The organism is Alsobacter sp. P4_H11 (assembly GCF_056400925.1).
In genome coordinates this window covers 51487-71980 of record NZ_JBFUKI010000017.1, presented here as the reverse complement: position 1 = coordinate 71980, position 20494 = coordinate 51487, and the positions used below count along the sequence as shown (strand labels likewise).

Below are 20494 nucleotides of genomic sequence, written 5' to 3'. Positions count from 1 at the left end.
GTCAGGCGTTCGCGGCCGTGAGGGGCTCGCCCTGGGGGGCGGAGCTCAGCACCACCTGCGAGCGGCTGTCGGCGAAGCGGATGCCGTTTTCGCGCAGGGCCGCCTCGATGCGACGGTAGGCGGCGGCGCGGACCTCGAACTGCTTGCCGGGCGGGGTCTGCACCTTGCAGCGGAACACTTTCACGCCCGGTTCGATGCGGTAGATCTTGGTTTTCAGCGGCTCGACGATGAGGTGGCCGATTTCCGGGTCTTCCAGCATCTGCTGGCCGATCTTCTTGACCAGCTTGCGCACGAACTCGCTGTCGACCTCGATGGGAAGCGGGAGCTCGAACTTGTCGATCACCCAGTCGCGCGAGTTGTTGCGGACGGAGCCCAGCGAGCCGTAGGGCACGAAATGCAGCGGGCCGTTCTGGTGGCGCAGCGCCACGGTGCGCAGCGTGATGCGCTCCACCGTGCCCTTGGCGGAGCCGCCCTCGATATAGTCGCCGATGCGGAACACGTCCTCGGCGAGGTAGAAGACGCCCGAGAGCACGTCGCGCACCAGCGTCTGCGCGCCGAAGCCGACCGCGATGCCGAGCACGCCGGCGCCGGCCAGCAGGGGCGTGATCGCGATGCCGAAGATCGACAGCAGCGACACGGCCAGTAGGCCGACCAGGGTCGCCCCGAAGGCCTTGCGGGCCATCGGCACCAGCGTGAGCAGGCGCGCATTGGCGCCGGTCTCGGGATCGCCATGCGGCGTGGCGGCGACGCGGTCCAGCAGGGCGTCGGTCCAGGTTTTCACGGCCGTCCAGGCGAGATCGGCGAGGAGCACCAGGACGATTGCGCCGAGCGTGCGGGAGACGAAGCGCTCCAGCGGGCTTTGCACGTCCATGGGCGACAGGATGGCGAGGCCCCATACGGCGATGCAGGCGCCGAGGCCGGCGAGCGCAACCACGAAGCGGGCGGCCCGGATGCTGACGTCGCGGCTCAGCGCCGCCATGAGGGCGCGGCGGCGGGGGCGAGGCGCGGCCGGAACGGAGGCGGCCGGCGCCGGGGGCGCTTCGGCCGGGGAGGCGGCTTGGGCCGAGGCGGCGGCCTCCGCGTTGGCCTTGGCGGCCTCGGCGAGGTCCCAGGCGGCGCGCACGATCCGGCGGGCGACGCCCTCGAGCATCAGGGTGGCGCTGACGATGACGATCGTCAGCGCCCAGCGGGGCTCGCCCGCGAGCCAGACGAGGATCACCACCGCGGCCCAGAGGCCGGCCACGAGCGGGCGCGGCAAGAGGCGCCGTTGCGGCGGGCGGCGCTTCTCGAGCACCGCCACTATCACGACCAGCGCGACGCCGGCCGCCAGCGCGGTGAGCGCCGCGAAGGCGCCGGCGAGATGCGGTGCGTGGGGCTCGAACGCCTCGGCGGCGACAAGGCCGGCCGCCAGCACGCCCGCCAGCGGCGGCAAAGAGAGCGACCAGGCGCGAGCATCCGGCGTGGGGAGCGAAACGAGGCGCAGGCGGCGGTTGCCGGGCGCCAGCAGGGCGCCGGCCAGCGCGGCGGTGAGGCGCGCCGCGAGCGTCACCATGGCGACGCCGACGATGACGTCCGGCACGCCGGGAGGCCAGGCGAAGATCGCCGCCACGGCCAGCATCGACACCACCGAGAGCGTGAGGGCGGCGGCGTCCGTGGCGATGCGGCGGCCGGCGATGCGCCAGGCGTCCGTCCGGCGGCGCGGATCCTCAGCGAGGAGCCAGCGATAGGCCGGGCCCGCATAGGTCCAGAACAGCCATTCGAGGCCGGCCGCCACGATGAACACGATCAGCAGATACGCGAAGGCGCGCACGCCCTCGCCGGACTGCAGCGACGCGTTGACGTCCGCGAGGAGGCCGACGGCCTCGCCGGGGGCGGCGGCGAAGTCGCGCAGGGTGGCGGCGACGCCGTTCTGCGCGCGCTCCAGGATGCTGGTCGCCATCATCATGCCGCCGCCTCCGTGGCCGGAGCCGGGGCCGCCTCCGTGGCCGGTGCAGGCATCTCGCCTTCCTTGAGCCGTCGCGCCATCGCGGCGTCGGCGTCGGGGGCGAGGAGGCGCTCCACCGCGACGCCGTCGTCGTAGACGCGGGCGCGGCAGGCGAGGCGCACCGAATCCGCCGCACAGGCCGGGCCGAGCGTGCGTCGCTCCACGTCCTGCATGGGCGTGAGGGCCTGGGCGCCCCTGAGCACCCGCACCCGGCAGGTGCCGCAGCGGCCGCGGCCGGAGCACACGCTGGCGTGCGGCACGCCGGAGCGGCGGCTGATCTCCAGGATCGAGAGCCCGCGCAGGCCGACGCCCTCCAGCCCGCCGTCGTAGCGGATGTGGACGGGCGAGCGGCGGCGCAGGAGGAGGCCGACCGCGAGAGCGGCGACGACCAGCACAACGACCGACCAGTAGGTGAGCGACACCGTGCTGGCGATGGCGCGCAGCGAGGGCTGGGCGGATTGCAGCCGGGCCCAGTGCGTCTCCACGTCGGCCGCGAAGGCGGGGTCGTCGCGCAGGGCGGCGAGCACCTGCTTGCCGGCCTCCACGAAGCCGAGCAGCGCCAGGATGGGGGTGGCGAACAAGAGCGGGGTGACGATGCGCCCGGCCCGCTCGCCCCAGCGCTGCACGCTGATCCAGCCATGCAGGCCGATGCTGGCGTGGCTCCACACCACCAGCACGACCACGAGCTGCTGGATCGCGTAAACGGGCGCGAAGTGCCAGTAGAAGGTGAGGAGGCGGGCGAAATCCACCTCCAGATCGGGCGCATACGCGTTGGCGACCCGCACCGTGAGGATGTGGGGCGTGAGCAGCGGCAGCACCGCGAGGCCGAGCACGCACTGCACGGCGTCGCCGCGGCGCATCGCCAGCGTGCGCTTGGTCGCGATCGTGGCGAGGCCGAGCGCGAGATGCGCGATGGCGGAGCCGGCCAGCAGTGCGGTGCCGACGCCCGTCATCCAGGGCGCCATCAGCATGCCGGCGGCGGCGTTGATGGCGTCCAGCGACATCAGCCCGGCCGCCAGTGTCGCCAGGTGCGTGAACACGAAGGCCATCAGCACGAGGCCGCTCGCCAGCCTCACTACGCGGATCGCCATCGTGGCAGACATCGTCGTTCCCCGAACCTCCCGGGACATTGCCTGCGCGGGGCGCGGAAAGCGAGCCCCGGCGGCTTGAACTTCGCGCGAGCGGCTTATGCGGGATGCTTGTGGATGGGGTCGACCCAGTAGACCGCCTCGGGCTTCTCGACGGGCTCCACATCCGTGATGTTGACCACAACGGCCTCGTTGTCGGAGCGCACCAGCACGCATTGCAGCGGCTGGTCGGGGTCGGCGTTGATCTCCTGGTGCGGCACGTAGGGCGGCACGAAGATGAAGTCGCCGGGCCCGGCCTCGGCGACGAATTCCAGCTTGTCGCCCCAGCGCATGCGGGCCTTGCCGCTCACCACGTAGATGACGCTTTCCAGCGCGCCGTGGTGATGGACGCCGGTCTTGGCGTTGGGCTCGATCGCGACCGTGCCGGCCCAGATCTTCTGCGCGCCGACGCGGGCGTGGTTGATGGCGGCCTGCCGGAACATGCCGGGCGTCTGGGCCGTGTTGGGGTCGAGCTGGTCGCCCTTGATCACGCGCACGCCGTCGTGCTTCCAGCGGGGGGAGTGATCGTGGTCGTGCGGGTGGTTGTGATCGTGGTCGTGCGCGGTCATGGGGCGTCTCCCGTTTGGGAGGTGAGTATCGCGCCACGCCAGACGGCCGCAACGGCTTTCGGCTTTGGGGGGATGCCGCAGCGCCACCCTCCCCCTCAAGGGGAGGGTGGCGCTTCGCGCCTCACATGGCGGGAAGCACGGCGAGGTCGCGCACCTGCATCGTGCCGACGCCGTCGATCTTGCCGTGGGCGGTCGCCTTGCCGGTCGCGAGGTCGACCCGGTAGAGCGTGTCGGCGGACATCAGCCAGCCCTCGCTCTTGCCGGCCGAGTCGGTGACGATGTCGAAGGCCGCCATGTCGGCCTTGACGCCGAGCTTGCCGACAGCGCCGAGCACGCCGTCATTCGGCGGGGCCTGCTTCACGAGCGCGCCGATCGTGCCGTCGATGTCGTAGAGGGTGGTCTCCTTCGCGCCCTTCATCGAGTTGGTGTACGCGCCGGCCACGATCTTGGGCGTCTCGCCCTTGTGCATGTCGGCCTCGGCGAACTTCAGGTCGCCGTCCTTGGTGACCTTGCCGTCGTCGACGTTGATGCGCAGGTTGGCGCCGTTGGAGCCGATCACGCGCAGGCGGTCGGCGACCGGGTTGAAGTCGACGGTCATCATCACGTTGGCGGGCAGCGGCATGTCGAGCTTGGACTTTGCGGTCGGCTTGCCGGTCTTGGCGTCGATGGTCCAGATCTGGCCGTCCGAGGCGAGGCCGTAGAGCATGCCGTCGGCGGGGCGCACGTCGATGCCGAGCAGGTTGGCGCCCGTGACCTTCACGGTACCGGTGACCTTCTTGGCGGCCACGTCCACCATCGCGAGGGTGTTTTCGCCGATCAGGGCGACGGCGGTCTGGGCCTGGGCGGCGCCGGAGAAAGCCGCGGTGGCGAGAAGCGCAGCGAACAGCGTCTTGGTTGTCATCGTGTTTCTCCCGTTGTTCCGGCCTCATGGACCGGGCTGACGGAGCGGGTACACGCCGACATCGGCGGCGGATGCAGCCGGGATGAAGTTTTTTCCGCTTTGCATCCGTGCGTGTTTTCGGAGCGTATTAGAGGGACGGATCACCCGGAGCCCCCGCGCCGATGTCCATGCCCGCCGAAGACATGCTTGACGCGCCGGTCGACCTCGCGGCCGAGATTGCGCGCTGCGCGGCGGGCGAGCGGGACGCCCTGCGGCGCATCTACGACGCCGAGGGCGCGCGCATGATCGGGGTGGCGATGCGCATCGTCGGCCGGCGCGCCGTGGCCGAGGAGGTTGTGCACGACGCCTTCCTGCAGATATGGCAGAAGGCCGCCGGCTTCGCGCCCGAGCGCGGCCATGCGCGGTCCTGGCTCTACGCCATCGTGCGCCACCGGGCGCTGAACGTGCTGCGGGTGGAGACGCGCACCGACCTCGTCGAGGATTTCGAGCCGATGGGGCTGGCCAGCGCCGAGGAGGACGCCGAGGCCATCGTGTCGCGGCTGTCGGAGGCCAGCGCGCTGCGCCGCTGCCTGGAGCGACTGGACCCGACGCGCCGCTCGCTGATCGTGCTCGCCTATGTGCACGGGCTGACCCATGGCGAGCTCGCCGGGCGCCTGCGGGTGCCGCTCGGCACCATGAAGTCGTGGATGCGGCGCTCGCTGAGTTCGCTGCGGGAGTGCCTGCCATGAGCGAGGCGACCACCCGGGACGAGTTGGCGGCCGAACACGCGCTCGGCGTTCTGGAAGGCGACGACGCGGCGCGCGCCGACGCCTTGATGGAGCAGGACCCCGCCTTCGCGGCGGCCGTGACGGAGTGGCGCGTGCGCCTGTCGGACCTCGACGCCATTGCGGAGCGCGCCCCGCCGAGCCGCGACCTCTGGGGGCGGATCGAGTCCGGCCTGGCCGCCGCGCCCGCCGAACCGGCGTCGCCGCCCGCCGTCGTCAAGGCCGCCACGGCCGACGTGTTGCCGTTCCGGCCCCCGGGCGCGGCGCGTTCGTCCGTCTGGCAGAGCCTCCCGGCGTGGCGGGCCGCCACCGGTTTCGCGGCCGCCGCCGCGGTGGTGCTGGCGATCGGCGCCGCCTATTTCGCCGACAAGGCGGCGCGTACGCCGACGCTGGTCGCGGTGCTGCTGGAAGAAGGCAGCGCCCAGCCGGCCGCCGTCGTGAACGCGTTCGCGGACGGGCGGACCGAACTCGTCCCGCTGCGCGCCATCGCGGCCCCGCCCGGGCGTGCGCTCGAAATCTGGACGCTGTGGGACCGCGCCGTCGGGCCGAAATCGGTCGGCCTCATCGGCGAGGCGAGGGCGACCCGCCTCGACCTCTCGCGCCTGCCGAAGCTGGGGCCGAACCAGCTCTTCGAGATCACCGTGGAGCCCGCCAGCGGCTCGCCCACTGGCCGGCCGACCGGACCGATCCTCATGAAGGGGCTCACCGCGACGGCGCTGTAGGGGCGGGTGGCTGGGGCCGCTTCGCCGCCCTCGTGAGGGTGAAAGCGCGTTCCCTCTCCCCTTGGGAGAGGGGCAGGGGTGAGGGCGGTCCGACTTGGCGCCATCCCGTGCCGCTGGGCCTGCCCCGGCGCCCTCACCCCTGCCCCTCTCCCGCACGCGGGAGAGGGACGCGCGCGACGATGCAGCGCCTCGCCGTCATTGCGAGCGGAGCGAAGCAATCCAGGTGGTTGGGGTCAGCCCGGCGCTGGCGTAACGCCCAGCATCAGCTGGATTGCTTCGCTGACGCTCGCAATGACGGCGAGGCGTTGATGGTTTGATCACCCGCTGCGCAGGTCGCCGGGGATGACGGCTCATCGGCGGCATCGACCTGCGAGGCTGGGGCAACCTTCCTGTCATTGCGAGCGGAGCGAAGCAATCCAGGTGGTTGGGGTTAGCCCGGCGCTGGGCGTAACGCCCAGCATCAGCTGGATTGCTTCGCTGGCGCTCGCAATGACGGCGAGGCGTTGATGGTTTGATCACCCGCTGCGCAGGTCGCCGGGGATGACGGCTCATGGCGGAGCATTGACTTGCGAGGCTTCGGCCACCCTCCCGTCATTGCGAGCGGAGCGAAGCAATCCAGGTGGTTGGGGTCAGCCCGGCGCTGGGCGTAACGCCCAGCATCAGCTGGCTGGCTTCGCTGGCGCTCGCAATGGCGGCGGAGGGTTGGGCGCTTCTCGTCATGGGCGCCCCGCACCACCCCTCAGTGCGGCATGGCCCCTGCGGCGTCCTGCCAGAAGCGGTTGGCGCGGCGGGCGCCGTTTTCGAGGCAGCGCTCCAGGGATTCGCTGCAGCGGGTAACGGCGCGGCAGCTTTCGCCCAACGTGGTGACGGCGGCGCGGAGGGAGGCGGCGAGTTCGGGGTCGAGGCGGCGGAGGTCTTCGAGTTCGGCGAGGTCCTCGCGGGCGCCGGCGTGGCTCTTGCGCAGGTTCGCAGCCGCCTGGGTCATCATGGCCGCGAAGGAGGCCATGCAGGCGGCCTGGGCGGCGATCTCGCGCGGGGAGGCGTTGTCGCGCCGCAGCTTCTCGAGCGCGGCGGTCATGATCCTGGATTGCGCATCGAGCACGCCGACCATCCGGCGAGCGTCTTCGGCGAATGTCTGGGCAAGCTCCACGCGTCTTTGCGCGCGTACAAGCCTGCTTTCGTCATGAATCATCATGTGCCCTCTCCAGCAACGCCGAGTCTAGGCGGAGCCTCAGCGTGAAGGTACCCGGTGAATCACGGATGAACAGGCGCGGCGCCTTGCCGAATTCTGCTGAACCCCGCGGCCCCCCATCCCCCATTGGGTGCAGGGGCGGCCGGGCCGACGGAGGCCGAACGCGAAAAGGCGGCCGTCCCATGCGCGAGACGGCCGCCTTTTGGTTAATGGGCCGGCGGGGCGCTTGCGCCCGCCGGTCAGGGCTTGGCGGCGGCGGGCAGGGGCTGCACCAGCGAGCCGGGGCCGAGCTTCTGCAGGTTGCCGGTGATGACGCGGTCGCCCTTGGCGACGCCCTTCACGATCGAGACGAGCTCGCCGTCCGTCTGGCCGAGCACCACGGGGCGTAGCTGCACGCGGTTGTCGTCGCCGACCACGAAGAGGTGCTTGCCGAGCTGGCTAGAGCCCACGGCCGCCTGCGGCGCGAGCAGCGCGTCGGGCTGCTCGCCGACGCGCAGCCGGATGCGGACATACTGGCCGGGCAGCAGCGCGAAGTCGTCGTTCTGGATGGTCGCGCGGGCCGTGATCGCGCCGGTGGTGCGGTCGACGACGTTGTCCAGGAAGGTGAGCTTGCCGCGATGGGGCGGCCGGTCCTGGCCGGGCACCACCACGTCGGCCTGCACGTCCGCGCCGCCGGCCTGCGCCTTCTGGATGGCGACGAGGTCGGTCTCGCTCGGCGTGAAGGTGACGTAGATCGGGTCGAGCTGCACCAGCGTGTTCAGCGGACCGCCGCCGGCGCTGATCAGCGTGCCGACCGGGGCCTGGTCGCGCCCGAGCCGGCCGTCGAACGGGGCGCGGATCGTGGCGCGCTCCAGGTTCAGCTCGGCGGTGCGGATGGCGGCGCGGTTCACCGCCAGGCCGGCCTCGGCCTGCCGGACTGAGCTGTTGCGCTGGTCGTAATTGTCCTTGGCCAGGAAGCCGCGCCGGGCGAGCTCCTCGCCGCGGTCGAGGCTGGACTTCAGATAGTCGAGCGACGCCGTGGCCTGCTGCATCTGCGCCTTGGCCTGATCGAGCGCGGCTTCGTAGTCGCGCGGGTCGATGCGGTAGAGCAGGTCGCCGGCCTTCACGTCCGCGCCGTCATGGGCGCGCTGTTCCACGACGTAGCCCGAGACCTTGGCCTGCAGGGCGACGGTGCGGAACGCCTCCGTGCGGGCCGGGTAGTCGAGGTTGACCGGCAGCGTGCGGGTGACCAGCTCGGCCACCGGGGCCGGCATCGCGAAGGGCGGGGGCGCGGCCGCGGCGGGCGTGGTCGGCTGGGCGGGGGCCAGGCCGAGGCGTTCGCGTATCGGGGGCGTGTACCAGGCGAGGGCCGCGAGTGCGACGCCGACGCCGAGCGTGAGGGTGAGCTTGCGCATGGGGGATCTCCGGAACCTTACTCGGCGGCCTGCTTGAAAGCGGCCGGCTCAGGATGGTGGGCGGCCTCATCGGGACGGTCGCGGCGTTCGCGCAGCGTCTCGATCACGGCGTAGAACACGGGGGTGAAAAGGAGCGTCAGCACCGTTGCGGCGACCATGCCGCCGAACACCGTGGTGCCGATGGAGCGGCGGCTGGCCGCGCCCGCGCCGGTGGCGAGCATCAGCGGAACGACGCCCAGGATGAACGCGAAGGCGGTCATCAGGATGGGACGCAGCCGCAGCCGCGCCGCCTCCATGGCGGCCTCCACGATCTCGACGCCTTCCTCGCGGCGACGCTTGGCGAACTCGACGATCAGGATCGCGTTCTTGGCCGCCAGGCCGATCAGCATCACGAAGCCGATCTGCGAGTAGACGTCGATCTGCATGCCGCGCACCCAAAGCCCCGCGAGCGCGCCGAAGAGCGCCAGCGGAACCGAGAGCAGCACCATGAAGGGCATGGACCAGCTCTCGTACTGGGCCGCCAGGATCAGGAACACGAACACGATCGCGAGCCCGAACACGAGGGTCGCCACCGAGCCGGCCTTGAGCTCCTGGAAGGTGATGCCGGTCCACTCGTAGCCGAAGTCGCGCGGCAGCACGCTGGCGGCCACGCGCTGCATGGCCTCCACGGCCTGGCCCGAGCTGTAGCCCGGAGCCGCGCCGCCGTTGATCAGCGCCGAGGGGTTGTTGTTGTAGTGCGGCACCGTCTCCGGCCCCACGGTGGGCTTCAGCGAGCCCAGCGTGCTGAGCGGGACCATGCCGCCGGTGGAGTTGCGGACATAGAGCCGCGAGATGTCGGTCGCCGCGCCGCGCGCCGCCTGGTCAGCCTGCAGGGTGACCCGGAAGGTGCGCCCGAACAGGTTGAAGTCGTTGACGTAGAGCGAGCCGAGATAGATCTGCAGCGTGTTGAAGACGTCCGGCAGGTTGAGGCCGAGCATCTTCGCCTTGCTGCGGTCGAGGTCGTAATTGTATTGCGGCGTCGACGTGCTGAAGCTGGTGAAGAGCTGCTGGGCGTTGAGCTCCGGCTGCTTGCGGGCCTCGGCGATGAGGGCCTGCGTGACCTCGTTGAGCGCGGCGCTGCCGCGGCCGGTGAGGTCCTGCACCTGGAACTCGAAGCCGCCGGTGGCGCCGAGGCCCGGGATCGAGGGCGGATCGAAGCTGAGCGCGATCGCGTCCGGGATGCCGAGCAGCTTGGGCCGCACGCGGGCGACGATCTCGGACGCGCTCATGCCGGCGCCGCGCTCGTCCCACGGCTTCAGGATGGCGAACTCCACGGCCGAGTTGGACTGCGCCGCCCCGGTGAGGAAGTTGAGCCCGCTGATGGAGCCGACGATCTCGACGCCTTCGGTGCGCATCAGCTCCTCGCGCACCTTGCGGGCGACCGCGTCGGTGCGTTCCAGCGAGGCGCCGTCGGGCGCCTGCACGACCACGAAGAAGTAGCCCTGGTCCTCCACGGGCAGGAAGGTGGAGGGGATGCGCATCCACACCGCGTAGGTGGCGCCGAGGCCGGCGACGAACAGCGCCAGCATGGCCCAGCGGAAGCGGATGAGATGGCGCACGCCGTTCGCGTAGGAATGCGACAGGCGGTCGAAGCCCGTGTTGAACCAGCGGAACGGCGCGAAGTTCGTGGCCGGGCGATGGCGCAGGAACGCGGCGCTGAGCGCAGGGCTCAGCGTCAGCGAGTTGAAGGCCGAGATGCCGACCGAGATCGCCACCGTGAGGGCGAACTGGTTGTAGAGCCGGCCGGCGACGCCCGGGATGAAGGCGACCGGCACGAACACGGCCATCAGCACCGCCGTGGTGGCGACGATGGGGCCCGTCACTTCCTGCATGGCCTTGCGGGTGGCGGCGAGCGGCTTGAGGCCGGCCTCGAGCTGGCGCTCGACGTTCTCCACCACCACGATGGCGTCGTCGACCACGAGGCCGATGGCCAGCACCATGCCGAGCAGGCTGAGCATGTTGAGCGAGAAGCCGAGCAGCTTCATCACCACGAGCGTGGCGATGAGCGACACCGGGATCGCGATGGTGGGGATGACGGTGGTGCGCCAGTTCTGCAGGAAGACGAACACCACCGCGACCACGAGCACCAGCGCCTCGGCCAGCGTCACCAGCACGTCGTGCATGGAGGCGGAAACGAAGCGGGTGGTGTCGTAGTGCATCGCGTAGGCGATGCCGGCCGGGAAGCGGCCGGACAGCTCCTGCATCTTGTCCTTGACGCGCTGCTGCAGGTCGAGGGCGTTGGAGCCGGGCATCTGGTAGACGGCCAGCACGACGGTGGGGTCCTCGCCGAAGAAGGCCGAGGACGCGTATTGCAGCGCGCCGAGCTCGATGCGGGCGACGTCGCGCAGATGCAGCACGGCGCCGCTGGCGGGATCGGCCCGCACCACGATCTCGCCGAACTGGGACGGGTCGGCGAGGCGGCCGACGGCGTTGACCTGCAGCTCGAAGGCCGTGCCGGCCGGGGCCGGCGACTGGCCGATCTTGCCGGCCGCGACCTGGACGTTCTGCTCCGCGATGGCGGCCTGCACGTCGGTGGCGGTGACGCCCAGCTTGGCGAGCTTATCGGGGTCGAGCCAGACGCGCATGGAGTAGCGGCGCTCGCCGAAGATCTGGACGTCGCCGACGCCCTGGAGGCGCTTCAGCGGGTCGACGATCTGCAGATAGGCGTAGTTGCTGAGCGCCACCGGATCGACGGACTTGTCCGGCGAGGTGAGGTTCACGATCAGCACGAAGTTGGGGTTCTGCTTCTTGATCGTCACGCCGGACTGGTTGACGATCGCGGGCAGGGACGAGGCGGCCTGCGAGACGCGGTTCTGCACGTCCACGGCGGCGGTCGAGAGCGGGTAGCCGACGTCGAACGTCACCGTGATGGTGGCGCTGCCGTCGTTGGAGCTCGACGAGGCCATGTAGGTCATGCCCTCGACGCCGTTGATCTGCTGCTCCAGCGGGGTCGTGACGGTGTCGGCCACCACCTGGGCGCTGGCGCCCGGATAGCGGGCGCTCACCACCACCTGCGGCGGGGTGATGTCCGGGAACTGCGCGACTGGGAGCGTCAGGTAGCAGATGGCCCCCGCCATCACCATGATGATGGCGATGGCGGAGGCGAAGATCGGCCGCTGAATGAAGAAATTCACCATGGCTGGTCGACCTTCTGGAGGCGTCGCCCGGGGGGCGAAGACGACGCCGGGTTGGATTCCACGCAGCCGATCACCAAATGCCGCAACTCATCCCAGGCGGTGGGCCAGCGGGGGAGGCTGTCGGCCTGTCGGCCTGCACGCTGAAAGGGGCGGGGGGTGACCGCGGCAAGGTCGCGGCGCAGTTTGGCCGGATCGACGCGGTCCGCCTGCATCATGGCGCGAACCAGCGGATCGGACAGGAGTTCATCAAGGGAGAGATCGGGGGAATAAGGCTTCATGGCATATCTCCGGCGGCCGCACGCTTCAAAAAAACGACCCGCTTCGCGTCCGGCAAAACCCGGATTGCGATTTGGTTGACGCCTCTTTGGAAGGGTGTTACCGGTAAGTAACGTTCCGGAAGTTACTGATCGGTAACACCCGCGTCAACCCCCCGGAACCAAATTTGTGAGGACCGCGTGATGAGCTTGGTCGTGAGGATAGGGTCATGGGCCTGATTTGCCCGTCTGGCGCCCGGCCCCGGGATCGCATCCTGGACGCCGCTCGTGACATGTTCAGGAAGTTCGGCATCAAGGGCTGCGGCGTCGACGCCATTGCGGAGGCCGCCGGCACCAACAAGATGACGCTGTACCGACATTTCGGCTCCAAGGATGAGCTGATCGCCGAGTGCCTGCGCGACCAGACCCGCGTCGTCGCGGACCTCTGGGCCCGCATGGAGGCCGAGAACCCCGACCCGCTGGACCTCCTGAAGGCGTGGGTGAAGGCGAGCGCCATGGCGTCGTGCGACAGCCGCGGCTGCGACCTCGCCAACGCGGCCATCGAGTTGCCCGATGAAGGGCACCCCGCTCGCAAGGTGGTGGAGGATTTCAAGCGCGCCCAGCGCGACCGGCTCGCCGACCTGTGCGCCCGCGCCGGCGCCCGAGACCCGGAAGTGCTGGCCGACACGCTGTCGCTTTTGGTGGAGGGCGCCCGCGTGAGCCGCCAGAGCGTCGGGCCCGAAGGCCCGTGCCAACGCTTCAGCCGCGTGGCCGAAGCCGCCATCGACAACGCCGTGGCGGCGCGCGAGCCGGCCTGACGCTGGGTGCCGTGCTCGCCGCCAGGCGGGTGCGGGCCGGCCCAGTCCTGACTTAGCAACCTGACGCAATGCCGGGTTGAATCTTCTCTCGGTGATTGCAATGGCGCGATCCACCATTGTAGACTTCCGGATAGATATTTGTCACGGAAGGGCGTTCGCTCATGAGGTCCGGGCCTAGCCCCGACATGCCGCCAGTGAGCCAGGGCGCGGCTGAGGACGCCGCGCGTAGCGTGCACGCCGCGATCGATCTCCAGCTTCGAACAGTGTTCGACAGCGCCCCGATCGGCATCCTGATGGCCGAGATGCCCTCCGGCCGCATCCTGGGCGGCAACGTCTATGTGGAAACGCTGCTTGGCCATCCGATCAAGCCAATGGCGTCCGTGCAGGATTACGACGCGTGGGTGAGCTACCACGAGGACGGCTCGCGCGTGCTCGGCCGCGAGCATCCGCTGGCCCGAATGGCTCTGGACGGCGACCTCGCGCCCGAGCTCGAGGTGCACTACCAGCGCGGGGACGGCGCGCGGGCCTGGATCCGCATCATGGCGCGGCCGGTGCTGTCGGATGCGGGCGAGCTCGTGGCCGGCGTCGCCGTGCTGGTCGACATCGACCGGCTCCGGCGCGCCGAGCAGGCGCTGGCGCTGGGGCTCGCGGTGTCGGGCTTCGGGCTGGGCTCCATCGACTATGTGAACGGCACGATCACGCTGGATCCGCGCGCCGGGGAGCTGTTCGACCTGCCGGGCGGCGAGCCGCTGTCCCGCGCGCGGCTGCACGACCGCTTCCACCCGGACGACCGCGCATGGCTCTTCGCCGCCATAGCCAAGCTGGTGGGCCCGGACGGCGAGGGCTCTTTCGCGGGGCAACACCGGATCGTGCGCTCGGATGGCGCGGTGCGCTGGATATCGGCGCGCAAGCAGGTGTTCTACGGCAAGAACGAACGCGGCCAGCGGCAGGCGCTGAACGGCGTGCTCGCCGTCCATGACATCACGGAGAGCAAGGTCGCCGAGGAGTCCCGGCTTCTGCTGCTGCATGAGTTGAACCACCGGGTGAAGAACCTGTTCGCGGTGGCGGTGGGCATGGTCAAGCTGACGGCCCGCTCCGCCACGACCGTGGACGACATGGCGACCGCCCTGTCCTGGCGCCTGACCGCGTTGGCGCGAGCGCACGAGTTGATCCAGGACGCCGTGCTGGGCCAGTCCTCGGCCCGCGACGTGGAACTCGGGGAGATCGTCCGGGTGGTGCTGCAACCGCACACGCGCAGCGAGGCTCACCTCAGGCTGGGCGGACCGCCCGTGCTGCTGGGACCTGAGGCGACCACCAGCCTGGCGCTGATCCTGCACGAGTTGGCGACCAACGCGGGCAAGTACGGGGCGTTCTCGGTTCCCAACGGCCAGGTCGGCATTTGCTGGTCGCTGGGGGAGGATCATTTCGAGATCGGCTGGGCCGAGAGCAACGGCCCGATCATCGAGAAACCGCCGGAACACCGCGGCTTCGGCACCCAGCTGGCGCGCCTCAGCGCGACCGGGCAGCTTGGCGGGACGATCCACTATGATTGGCGGCCAGCCGGCCTGGTGGTCGAAATCACGGTGCCGCTCGATCGTTTGCGGAGGTAGCGGATCATGGGCGCCCGCAGCACGATGGATGGCGCCGCCCTGCGCGGCCGACGCATCCTGGTGGTGGAAGACGAGCCGTTCATCGCCCTCGACATCGCGGCCGCCATCGAGGATGCGTCCGGCGCGGTGATCGGGCCTGCCGCCACGGTGGCGGAAGCGCTTGCGCTCGCAGCCGCGGGGGGCGCGGCGATCGACGGCGCCATCCTGGACTTCAACCTGCCGGATGGGCCGATCACGCCCGTTGTGGCTCTCCTGAGCGACCGTTCGATCCCGACCGTGCTCCACACCGCGCTCACGCTGCCGGCGGCGTTCGCGCAACGTTATCCGAGCGTCGCCTTGCAACCGAAGCCGACGAGCGCCGACATGCTGGTGTCGGCGCTCGCCACGCTGCTGCCCGCGGCCCGGGTGGTCGAATCCGCCTGATCGTTAGCCCCGCCGCTCCAGCCATGCCTTCGCCAGCGCGAGGTCGGACTGCGTCAGGCCGTGGCCGGCCGGCAGGGTCTCATGCTGGACGTCCGCGCCGGCCTGGCGCAGCCGGGCCGCCAGCGCGCCGACGTCGACGGCCGGGATGATGGGGTCGGCCGCGCCGGAAACGATCAGGATCGGCTTGCCGGCGAGAGAGACGGTCGGCGCTGCGGCCAGCGGCGTCATGGCGCGCAGCAGCACCGCCCCGGCCAGCGCGTCTGGATGGAGCTCCAGCACGGCCGCGGCGATGTTGGCGCCGTTGGAGAAGCCCACCGCGATCGGCTGGGCCAGCCCGTAGGCGTCGCGCGCCTCGCCGATGAAGCGCGCCAGCTCGCCGGCGCGGCGGCGCACGTCCTCCTCGTCGAAAACCCCCTCCGCGAGGCGGCGGAAGAAGCGCGGCATGCCGCGCTCCAGCACCTTGCCGCGCGGGGAGAGCAGCGCCGCGCCGGGCGCCAGCGCCTCGCCGAGCGGGATCAGGTCGTTCTCGTCGCCGCCGGTGCCGTGCAGCAGCAGCAGGGGCGCGCGGCCCGGCGTCGTGGCGGGGACGTGGCGATGCAGGAAGGAGAGTTCGGTCGCGATGGTCATGTGGCGATCTCCGGGGGAGGGACCCTGCGGGAGAGGACGCGAACCCCGGCCGGCGCGGGGCCGGCCGGGATGCGCCTAGCTGAGAGCAGGCAACACGGATTCGATCCGCGGGCGGGAGCTCTCGTATTGGGCCGGCAGCTTCAGCGCCTGCCCGAGGCTCTCGACTGGCTCGTCCACGGCGAAGCCGGGCTCGTCGGTCGCGATCTCGAACAGCACGCCGCCGGGCTCGCGGAAATAGACGGACCGGAAGTAGTTGCGGTCCTTCTGCTCGGTGACGTGCATGCCGTGCGCGGCGGTGAGCTTCTCCACCATGGCGGCCTGGGCGGCGTCGTTTTCGGCCCGGAAGGCGACGTGGTGGACCGAGCCCGCGCCCGGCCGGCCCCGCAGGAAGCCGCCGGCCTCGTGAAGATCCACCACCGAGCCCATCGCGGCGTTCGAGCGATAGCGCGTCACCGGGCCGTCGCGGCCGGCTTCGGCGAAGCCGAACACGTCGGTCAGGATCGCGCCCGTCGTGGCCGCCTTATCGAGCAGCAGCGACACGCCGTGGAAGCCCCGGATAGCGGCTTCGGCCGGCACGTCTCCGGTCGCGTAGCCCGGCTCGCTCTCGATGCCCGACACCGCCACCAGTGCGAGGCGCATGCCGTCCGGGTCCTTGAAGGACAGAACGGTTTCGCCGAACGCCTTGCGGGGCGCCTCGTGATCGACGCCGGCCGAGATGAGGCGCTGCGTCCAGAACCCGACGGCGCTCTCGGGGATGCGGAAGGCGGTCTGCTGAGTTTCGCCGACGCCGAGCCGGCCCGGCGCGGCATGCTCCCACGGGAAGAACGTGATGATCGTGCCGGGAGCGCCGCCCTCATCGCCGAAATAGAGGTGGTACGTGCCCGGGTCGTCGAAGTTCACAGTCTTCTTCACCAGCCGCAGGCCGAGCACGCGGGTGTAAAAGTCGACATTGCGACGGGCCGGGCCCGCGATCGCGGTGACGTGGTGGATGCCGTTCTGAGTCTTGCCGTCGGTCATGGCTGCCTCCGTGTGGAAGGGGCGGGGGCCCCTTCGTTGCTCACAGAGATAAACCGCCGGCCGCTCGACGCCATTGCAGCCGTGCAAACGGCCGAAGGCGGCGGTCGGTGATCCGCTCAGGCGCGCAAGCGATGAGGAGGGCGCGGCGCTTGACCGCCTCCTCTGTCGGCGTTGCCGACATCTCCCCCGCTTCGCGGCAGAGAGTTGGCTGCGCCGCTCAGCCGAAGACGAGCTTCGGCAGCCAGGTGGTGAGCGGCGGAAACAGCGTGATGGCGAGGAGCACCACGAGCAGCGGGATGAGCCAGGGCAGGATTGCGCGCGACATGGTCTCGAACGAGACGTTGGCGATGCGCGTCACCACGAAAAGCACCACGCCGATGGGCGGGTGGATGGTGCCGAGGATCAGGTTGAGGATCACCATGACGCCGAACTGCGTCGGGTCGATCCCGTAGCTCAGCGCCGCCGGCACCAGGATCGGGATCAGGATCAGCATCGCGGCCAGCGCTTCCATGAAGCAGCCGACAACCAGCAGCAGCAGGTTGCACAGGAGCAGGAACGCGATCGGGCTCGTGATCGTGTGCGTGATCATGGGCGCCAGCGTCTGCGGCAGGCGCGAGATTGACATGCACCAGCCGAGCGCGCCGGCCGCCATCACCAGCACGGTGACGAGGCCGGTGGTCTCCACCGTGTCGATCAGGATGGGGCCGAGGTCCTTCACCTCCAGCGTCCGGTAGACCACGAAGCCAAGGAACAGCGCCCAGAGGCAAGCGGCGGCGGCGGCCTCCGTCGGGGTGAAAATCCCCGAGAACATGCCCCCGAGGATCAGCACCGGCGTCATCAGCGCGAAGGAGCTCGACAGGAAGGTGCGGCCCACCACGCGCCAGCCCTGGAACGGCTTGCGGCCCATGCCCTCGCGGCGGGCGACGAGGCTGACCATCACCATCAGCGACAGGCCCATCAGCACGCCCGGGATGAGGCCGCCGACGAACAGACGGCCGATGGAGGCGTCCGCCGACACGCCATAGATCACCATGGGAAGCGAGGGCGGGATGATCGGCCCGATGGTGGCGGCCGCGGCCGTGATGGCGGCGGCGGTCTCGGGCTTGTAGCCCGCCTTGGTCATGGCGCGGATCTCGATCGCGCCCGAGCCGGCGGCGTCCGCCACGGCCGAGCCGACCATGCCGGCGAAGATCATGCTGGTGAGGATGCTCGCATGCGCGTAGCCGCCCCGCACCCAGCCGATGATGGCGCTCGCGAAGGCGACGATGCGGTCCGTGATCTGGGCCGCCGCCAGGATGTTGCCCATGAGGATGAACAGCGGCGCGGCGACGATCGGGAACGAGTTCATCGCGCCGGCCATCTTCTGCGGCAGCTGGCCGAGCGGGATGCCGCCCGCATACAGGAACACCAACGCGGCCGCCGCCATGGAAGCGTAGAGCGGCATGCCGGCGATGATGGCGACCAGCCAGCCGGCCGAGATCTTGGTCATCAGGCCGATCATGGGGCGAGTTCCGGCGCCGCCGTGGGGGCGGGCACGGCCGGGGGCGGCCGGCGCTTCGACACCCGGGCGACGAGATCCGCGATGGCCTGCCCGGCGGTGACGAAGCCGGCCGGGATCATCGGCGCGTATACCCAGGCGGTGGAGACCGGGATGCTGACGGCCTCGATGTCGTAGTTCTTCAGCACGAGGTGGATGCTTTGCACCCCGATCACCAGGCCCACCACCGCGATCGCGACCTGGATCAGCGCCTCGGTTCCGCGCCAGCCGGCGTCGGGCAGCTTGTCCTGGAAAAAGCGGATGCGGATATGGGCGTTGTTGCGGGTCGCCAGCATCCAGCCGAGGCAGGAGAGCCAGACCATGAGGTAGCCGCTCATCTCGTCCGTCCAGCTGAATGGCCGGCCGATGGCGCGCGTGACGATGCCGAGCGTCACCACGCCCAGCAGCGCCGCGAGCAGGATCGCGGCGAGCCAGGCGATGACGCGATCGAAGGCGTGGAGGATCATCCGCACGGGGGATGCGGCGTCAGAGGGCCGCGAGGGCGTCGAAGGTCCCCTTGCCCCAGCGCTCCTCGAACTTCTTCGGCACGGAGGCCAGCACGGGCTTGCGCCACTGCTCGACATCGGGCTCGACCACCGTCATGCCGCCGGCCTTCAGCGTGCCGACGAGCGTCGCCTCCTGGCCGAGGAGCTCCTTGTCCTGCAGGGCCGAGTGGGTGTCGATGGCCGACTTGATCATGTCGCGGTCGGTGGCCGGGAGGCCCTTCCAGAAGGCTTCGTTGACGATGGGCATGCGCGGCGTGATGACGTGCTCGGTGAGGACCAGGAATTTCTGCACTTCGTTGAACTTGCCGCTCTGGATGGTGGGCAGCGGGTTCTCCTGCCCGTCCACGGCGCCTTGGCTCAGCGCGAGGTAGAGCTCCGGGAAGGCGATCGGCGTCGCCTGGCCGCCCCAGGCCTCGATCATGGCGCGGAACACGTCCACGGGCGGGACGCGGATCTTCAGCCCGGCCATGTCGGCGGGGGACTTCACGGGCTTGGAGCCGGTGGTGAGGTGGCGCTTGCCGTAATAGGTGACGCTGAGCACCCGCATGCCGCGCTTGGCGGCGAGGTCCTCGTTCATCTTCAGGAAGAGCGGCGCGGTCGCCACCTTGGCGAGGTGCGCGGCGTCGCGCCAGAGATAGGGCGCTTCCACCACCGACAGGGCGGGCAGGAACACCGACAGCGCGCCCGCGCCCTCGGTGGTGAGCTGGAGCACGCCGGCCGAGACGTTCTCCATCATCTCCTTTCCGGTGCCGAGCTGGCCGTTCGGGAACACCTGGATGTCGATGCGGCCGCCGCTCTTCTCCTTGACCTCCTTGGAGATCCGATCCGCCATCAGGAGCTGCGGGTGCGTTGCGGCGAGCGACTCGCCCCAGCGCACCACGGTCGCCTGCGCGCGGGCGATCGACGGCATGAAGACGCCGGCGGCGAGGCCGGCCACGACGGTGCGGCGTGAAAGGATCGTCATGCTCATCTCCCTGGATCCGGCCTCTGCGAGCCGTGCTTGAGCCTCGCAGTGTGACCGAATTGCGCAGCGCGCGCTATGGGCCCGCGTCTGCGAAACGGCTGAAAAGCCGCGACACCCTCCCGTTTTTGCGAGCGCGGCGCAGCAATCCGGCCTAACGGCGGGCCTTCAGGCTGGATTGCTTCGCCTCTGGCTCGCAATGACGGCGGGGCGCACGACGGTGGGCGTCGGCTCGGAGCGTTGCTAGCCTGCGGGATCAACCGAGGGAGATCGCCATGGACGAGCCGAAGCGGCCGGATTGCATCGCGCATTGGAGCGCCATCGAGGGGCCGGACGATTCCCACTATCCGGGCGACGACGAGCTGATGGGCATCGGCGCGCCGTTCGGGCGGCATTTCGGGCTCCGGCGGATCGGCATCCACCATGTGCGGCTGCTGCCGGGGCGGCGCACCTCCTACCCGCACGCCGAGAGCGCCGAGGAGGAGTTCGTCTATGTGGTGGAAGGCGCGCCGGACGTGTGGCTCGACGGCGCGCTCCACCGGCTGCAGCCGGGAGACGGCGTGGGTTTCCCGGCCGGGACGGGGCTCTGCCACACCTTCATCAACGACACGGACGCGGTGGTCCGGCTGCTGGTGGTGGGGGACGTGGCCAAGTCCGACAACAAGGTGCGGTATCCGCTGAACCCGGAGCGGAAGAACTACCGCGAGGACCTGTGGGACGACGCGCCCGAGCGGGCGTTCGGGCCGCATGACGGGCTGCCGAAAGCGGTGCGGGAGCGGCGTGGGGGATAGGGGCGGGCGGCGTGTAGCGTCAGCGCTGGATGATCGGGCTAAAACCGACAATCCCCTCATCCTGAGGAGCATCGCCCCTTGGCGATGCGTCTCGAAGGACGAGGGATTCCAGGAGGCTCAA

At 70.3% G+C, this 20494-nt stretch carries 19 protein-coding genes; 6 read left to right on the top strand and 13 right to left on the bottom strand.

Going from position 1 to position 20494, the window contains the following annotated elements; translation table 11 throughout:
- Position 1: 1 nt before the first annotated feature.
- The 4 genes from AC1DSZ_RS23080 to AC1DSZ_RS23065 all read right to left on the bottom strand — a co-directional run bounded on the left by AC1DSZ_RS23080 (position 2) and on the right by AC1DSZ_RS23065 (position 4581).
- Positions 2 to 1945, bottom strand: coding sequence for a mechanosensitive ion channel family protein (locus tag AC1DSZ_RS23080; RefSeq protein ID WP_476840655.1), 1944 nt, complete (start codon positions 1943 to 1945; stop codon positions 2 to 4).
- Entirely contained in the window at positions 1942 to 3087 is a 1146-nt protein-coding gene (locus AC1DSZ_RS23075) for a 2Fe-2S iron-sulfur cluster-binding protein (RefSeq protein ID WP_476840654.1), read from the bottom strand. The genes AC1DSZ_RS23080 and AC1DSZ_RS23075 overlap by 4 nt, the downstream gene beginning before the upstream one ends.
- A gap of 83 nt (positions 3088 to 3170) precedes the next feature.
- Positions 3171 to 3680: a cupin domain-containing protein gene (locus AC1DSZ_RS23070; protein WP_476840653.1), complete on the bottom strand. Its 510-nt coding sequence runs from the start codon at positions 3678 to 3680 to the stop codon at positions 3171 to 3173.
- A gap of 121 nt (positions 3681 to 3801) precedes the next feature.
- Entirely contained in the window at positions 3802 to 4581 is a 780-nt protein-coding gene (locus AC1DSZ_RS23065) for a DUF4394 domain-containing protein (protein ID WP_476840652.1), read from the bottom strand.
- A gap of 161 nt (positions 4582 to 4742) precedes the next feature.
- On the opposite strand from AC1DSZ_RS23065, the gene AC1DSZ_RS23060 reads away from it, so the two are divergent.
- A complete protein-coding gene (locus AC1DSZ_RS23060; RefSeq protein ID WP_476840651.1) occupies positions 4743 to 5309 on the top strand; it encodes a sigma-70 family RNA polymerase sigma factor in 567 nt (188 codons plus the stop codon).
- Entirely contained in the window at positions 5306 to 6067 is a 762-nt protein-coding gene (locus AC1DSZ_RS23055) for an anti-sigma factor (RefSeq protein WP_476840650.1), read from the top strand. Before AC1DSZ_RS23060 ends, AC1DSZ_RS23055 begins: the two co-directional genes overlap by 4 nt.
- Before the next feature lie 739 nt (positions 6068 to 6806).
- Here AC1DSZ_RS23055 and AC1DSZ_RS23050 read toward each other — a convergent pair.
- The 4 genes from AC1DSZ_RS23050 to AC1DSZ_RS23035 all read right to left on the bottom strand — a co-directional run bounded on the left by AC1DSZ_RS23050 (position 6807) and on the right by AC1DSZ_RS23035 (position 12107).
- Positions 6807 to 7262 (bottom strand): hypothetical protein, encoded by a 456-nt coding sequence (locus AC1DSZ_RS23050; protein ID WP_476840649.1) that lies wholly within the window; start codon positions 7260 to 7262, stop codon positions 6807 to 6809.
- Between the two features lie 236 nt (positions 7263 to 7498).
- The gene (locus AC1DSZ_RS23045) at positions 7499 to 8653 is read right to left on the bottom strand and encodes an efflux RND transporter periplasmic adaptor subunit (RefSeq protein WP_476840648.1); all 1155 of its coding nucleotides are present in this window, start codon (positions 8651 to 8653) and stop codon (positions 7499 to 7501) included.
- Positions 8654 to 8670: 17 nt separating this feature from the next.
- On the bottom strand, positions 8671 to 11829 hold the full coding sequence (locus AC1DSZ_RS23040; RefSeq protein ID WP_476840647.1) for an efflux RND transporter permease subunit: 3159 nt from the start codon (positions 11827 to 11829) through the stop codon (positions 8671 to 8673).
- Positions 11823 to 12107, bottom strand: coding sequence for a hypothetical protein (locus tag AC1DSZ_RS23035; RefSeq protein WP_476840646.1), 285 nt, complete (start codon positions 12105 to 12107; stop codon positions 11823 to 11825). The genes AC1DSZ_RS23040 and AC1DSZ_RS23035 overlap by 7 nt, the downstream gene beginning before the upstream one ends.
- Positions 12108 to 12313: 206 nt before the next feature.
- Here AC1DSZ_RS23035 and AC1DSZ_RS23030 point away from each other — a divergent pair, with 206 nt between their 5' ends.
- The 3 genes from AC1DSZ_RS23030 to AC1DSZ_RS23020 all read left to right on the top strand — a co-directional run bounded on the left by AC1DSZ_RS23030 (position 12314) and on the right by AC1DSZ_RS23020 (position 14934).
- On the top strand, positions 12314 to 12901 hold the full coding sequence (locus tag AC1DSZ_RS23030) for a TetR/AcrR family transcriptional regulator (protein ID WP_476840645.1): 588 nt from the start codon (positions 12314 to 12316) through the stop codon (positions 12899 to 12901).
- Positions 12902 to 13062: 161 nt separating this feature from the next.
- Positions 13063 to 14511, top strand: coding sequence for a sensor histidine kinase (locus AC1DSZ_RS23025; RefSeq protein ID WP_476840644.1), 1449 nt, complete (start codon positions 13063 to 13065; stop codon positions 14509 to 14511).
- Between the two features lie 6 nt (positions 14512 to 14517).
- On the top strand, positions 14518 to 14934 hold the full coding sequence (locus tag AC1DSZ_RS23020; RefSeq protein WP_476840643.1) for a response regulator: 417 nt from the start codon (positions 14518 to 14520) through the stop codon (positions 14932 to 14934).
- Positions 14935 to 14937: 3 nt separating this feature from the next.
- Here the strand turns inward: AC1DSZ_RS23020 and AC1DSZ_RS23015 are convergent, their stop codons facing one another.
- The 5 genes from AC1DSZ_RS23015 to AC1DSZ_RS22995 all read right to left on the bottom strand — a co-directional run bounded on the left by AC1DSZ_RS23015 (position 14938) and on the right by AC1DSZ_RS22995 (position 19585).
- Positions 14938 to 15561: an alpha/beta hydrolase gene (locus tag AC1DSZ_RS23015; protein WP_476840642.1), complete on the bottom strand. Its 624-nt coding sequence runs from the start codon at positions 15559 to 15561 to the stop codon at positions 14938 to 14940.
- Between the two features lie 75 nt (positions 15562 to 15636).
- The gene (locus AC1DSZ_RS23010) at positions 15637 to 16578 is read right to left on the bottom strand and encodes a ring-cleaving dioxygenase (RefSeq protein WP_476840641.1); all 942 of its coding nucleotides are present in this window, start codon (positions 16576 to 16578) and stop codon (positions 15637 to 15639) included.
- A gap of 217 nt (positions 16579 to 16795) precedes the next feature.
- Positions 16796 to 18079 carry a TRAP transporter large permease gene (locus AC1DSZ_RS23005; protein ID WP_476840640.1) on the bottom strand — a complete coding sequence of 428 codons (1284 nt, stop codon included), beginning with the start codon at positions 18077 to 18079 and terminating at the stop codon, positions 16796 to 16798.
- Entirely contained in the window at positions 18076 to 18582 is a 507-nt protein-coding gene (locus AC1DSZ_RS23000; RefSeq protein WP_476840666.1) for a TRAP transporter small permease, read from the bottom strand. Before AC1DSZ_RS23000 ends, AC1DSZ_RS23005 begins: the two co-directional genes overlap by 4 nt.
- Before the next feature lie 19 nt (positions 18583 to 18601).
- Complete coding sequence (locus AC1DSZ_RS22995; RefSeq protein ID WP_476840639.1) at positions 18602 to 19585, bottom strand: sialic acid TRAP transporter substrate-binding protein SiaP; 984 nt, start codon at positions 19583 to 19585, stop codon at positions 18602 to 18604.
- A gap of 272 nt (positions 19586 to 19857) precedes the next feature.
- On the opposite strand from AC1DSZ_RS22995, the gene AC1DSZ_RS22990 reads away from it, so the two are divergent.
- Positions 19858 to 20373, top strand: coding sequence for a cupin domain-containing protein (locus tag AC1DSZ_RS22990; protein ID WP_476840638.1), 516 nt, complete (start codon positions 19858 to 19860; stop codon positions 20371 to 20373).
- Positions 20374 to 20494 lie beyond the last annotated feature (121 nt).

Bases quoted from the DNA above. Each gene is read 5' to 3' on its own strand.
- AC1DSZ_RS23080 (WP_476840655.1), bottom strand. From the start codon at position 1,945: ATGATGATGGCGACCAGCATCCTGGAGCGCGCGCAGAACGGCGTCGCC.
- AC1DSZ_RS23075 (WP_476840654.1), bottom strand. From the start codon at position 3,087: ATGTCTGCCACGATGGCGATCCGCGTAGTGAGGCTGGCGAGCGGCCTC.
- AC1DSZ_RS23070 (WP_476840653.1), bottom strand. From the start codon at position 3,680: ATGACCGCGCACGACCACGATCACAACCACCCGCACGACCACGATCAC.
- AC1DSZ_RS23065 (WP_476840652.1), bottom strand. From the start codon at position 4,581: ATGACAACCAAGACGCTGTTCGCTGCGCTTCTCGCCACCGCGGCTTTC.
- AC1DSZ_RS23060 (WP_476840651.1), top strand. From the start codon at position 4,743: ATGTCCATGCCCGCCGAAGACATGCTTGACGCGCCGGTCGACCTCGCG.
- AC1DSZ_RS23055 (WP_476840650.1), top strand. From the start codon at position 5,306: ATGAGCGAGGCGACCACCCGGGACGAGTTGGCGGCCGAACACGCGCTC.
- AC1DSZ_RS23050 (WP_476840649.1), bottom strand. From the start codon at position 7,262: ATGATGATTCATGACGAAAGCAGGCTTGTACGCGCGCAAAGACGCGTG.
- AC1DSZ_RS23045 (WP_476840648.1), bottom strand. From the start codon at position 8,653: ATGCGCAAGCTCACCCTCACGCTCGGCGTCGGCGTCGCACTCGCGGCC.
- AC1DSZ_RS23040 (WP_476840647.1), bottom strand. From the start codon at position 11,829: ATGGTGAATTTCTTCATTCAGCGGCCGATCTTCGCCTCCGCCATCGCC.
- AC1DSZ_RS23035 (WP_476840646.1), bottom strand. From the start codon at position 12,107: ATGAAGCCTTATTCCCCCGATCTCTCCCTTGATGAACTCCTGTCCGAT.
- AC1DSZ_RS23030 (WP_476840645.1), top strand. From the start codon at position 12,314: ATGGGCCTGATTTGCCCGTCTGGCGCCCGGCCCCGGGATCGCATCCTG.
- AC1DSZ_RS23025 (WP_476840644.1), top strand. From the start codon at position 13,063: ATGAGGTCCGGGCCTAGCCCCGACATGCCGCCAGTGAGCCAGGGCGCG.
- AC1DSZ_RS23020 (WP_476840643.1), top strand. From the start codon at position 14,518: ATGGGCGCCCGCAGCACGATGGATGGCGCCGCCCTGCGCGGCCGACGC.
- AC1DSZ_RS23015 (WP_476840642.1), bottom strand. From the start codon at position 15,561: ATGACCATCGCGACCGAACTCTCCTTCCTGCATCGCCACGTCCCCGCC.
- AC1DSZ_RS23010 (WP_476840641.1), bottom strand. From the start codon at position 16,578: ATGACCGACGGCAAGACTCAGAACGGCATCCACCACGTCACCGCGATC.
- AC1DSZ_RS23005 (WP_476840640.1), bottom strand. From the start codon at position 18,079: ATGATCGGCCTGATGACCAAGATCTCGGCCGGCTGGCTGGTCGCCATC.
- AC1DSZ_RS23000 (WP_476840666.1), bottom strand. From the start codon at position 18,582: ATGATCCTCCACGCCTTCGATCGCGTCATCGCCTGGCTCGCCGCGATC.
- AC1DSZ_RS22995 (WP_476840639.1), bottom strand. From the start codon at position 19,585: ATGACGATCCTTTCACGCCGCACCGTCGTGGCCGGCCTCGCCGCCGGC.
- AC1DSZ_RS22990 (WP_476840638.1), top strand. From the start codon at position 19,858: ATGGACGAGCCGAAGCGGCCGGATTGCATCGCGCATTGGAGCGCCATC.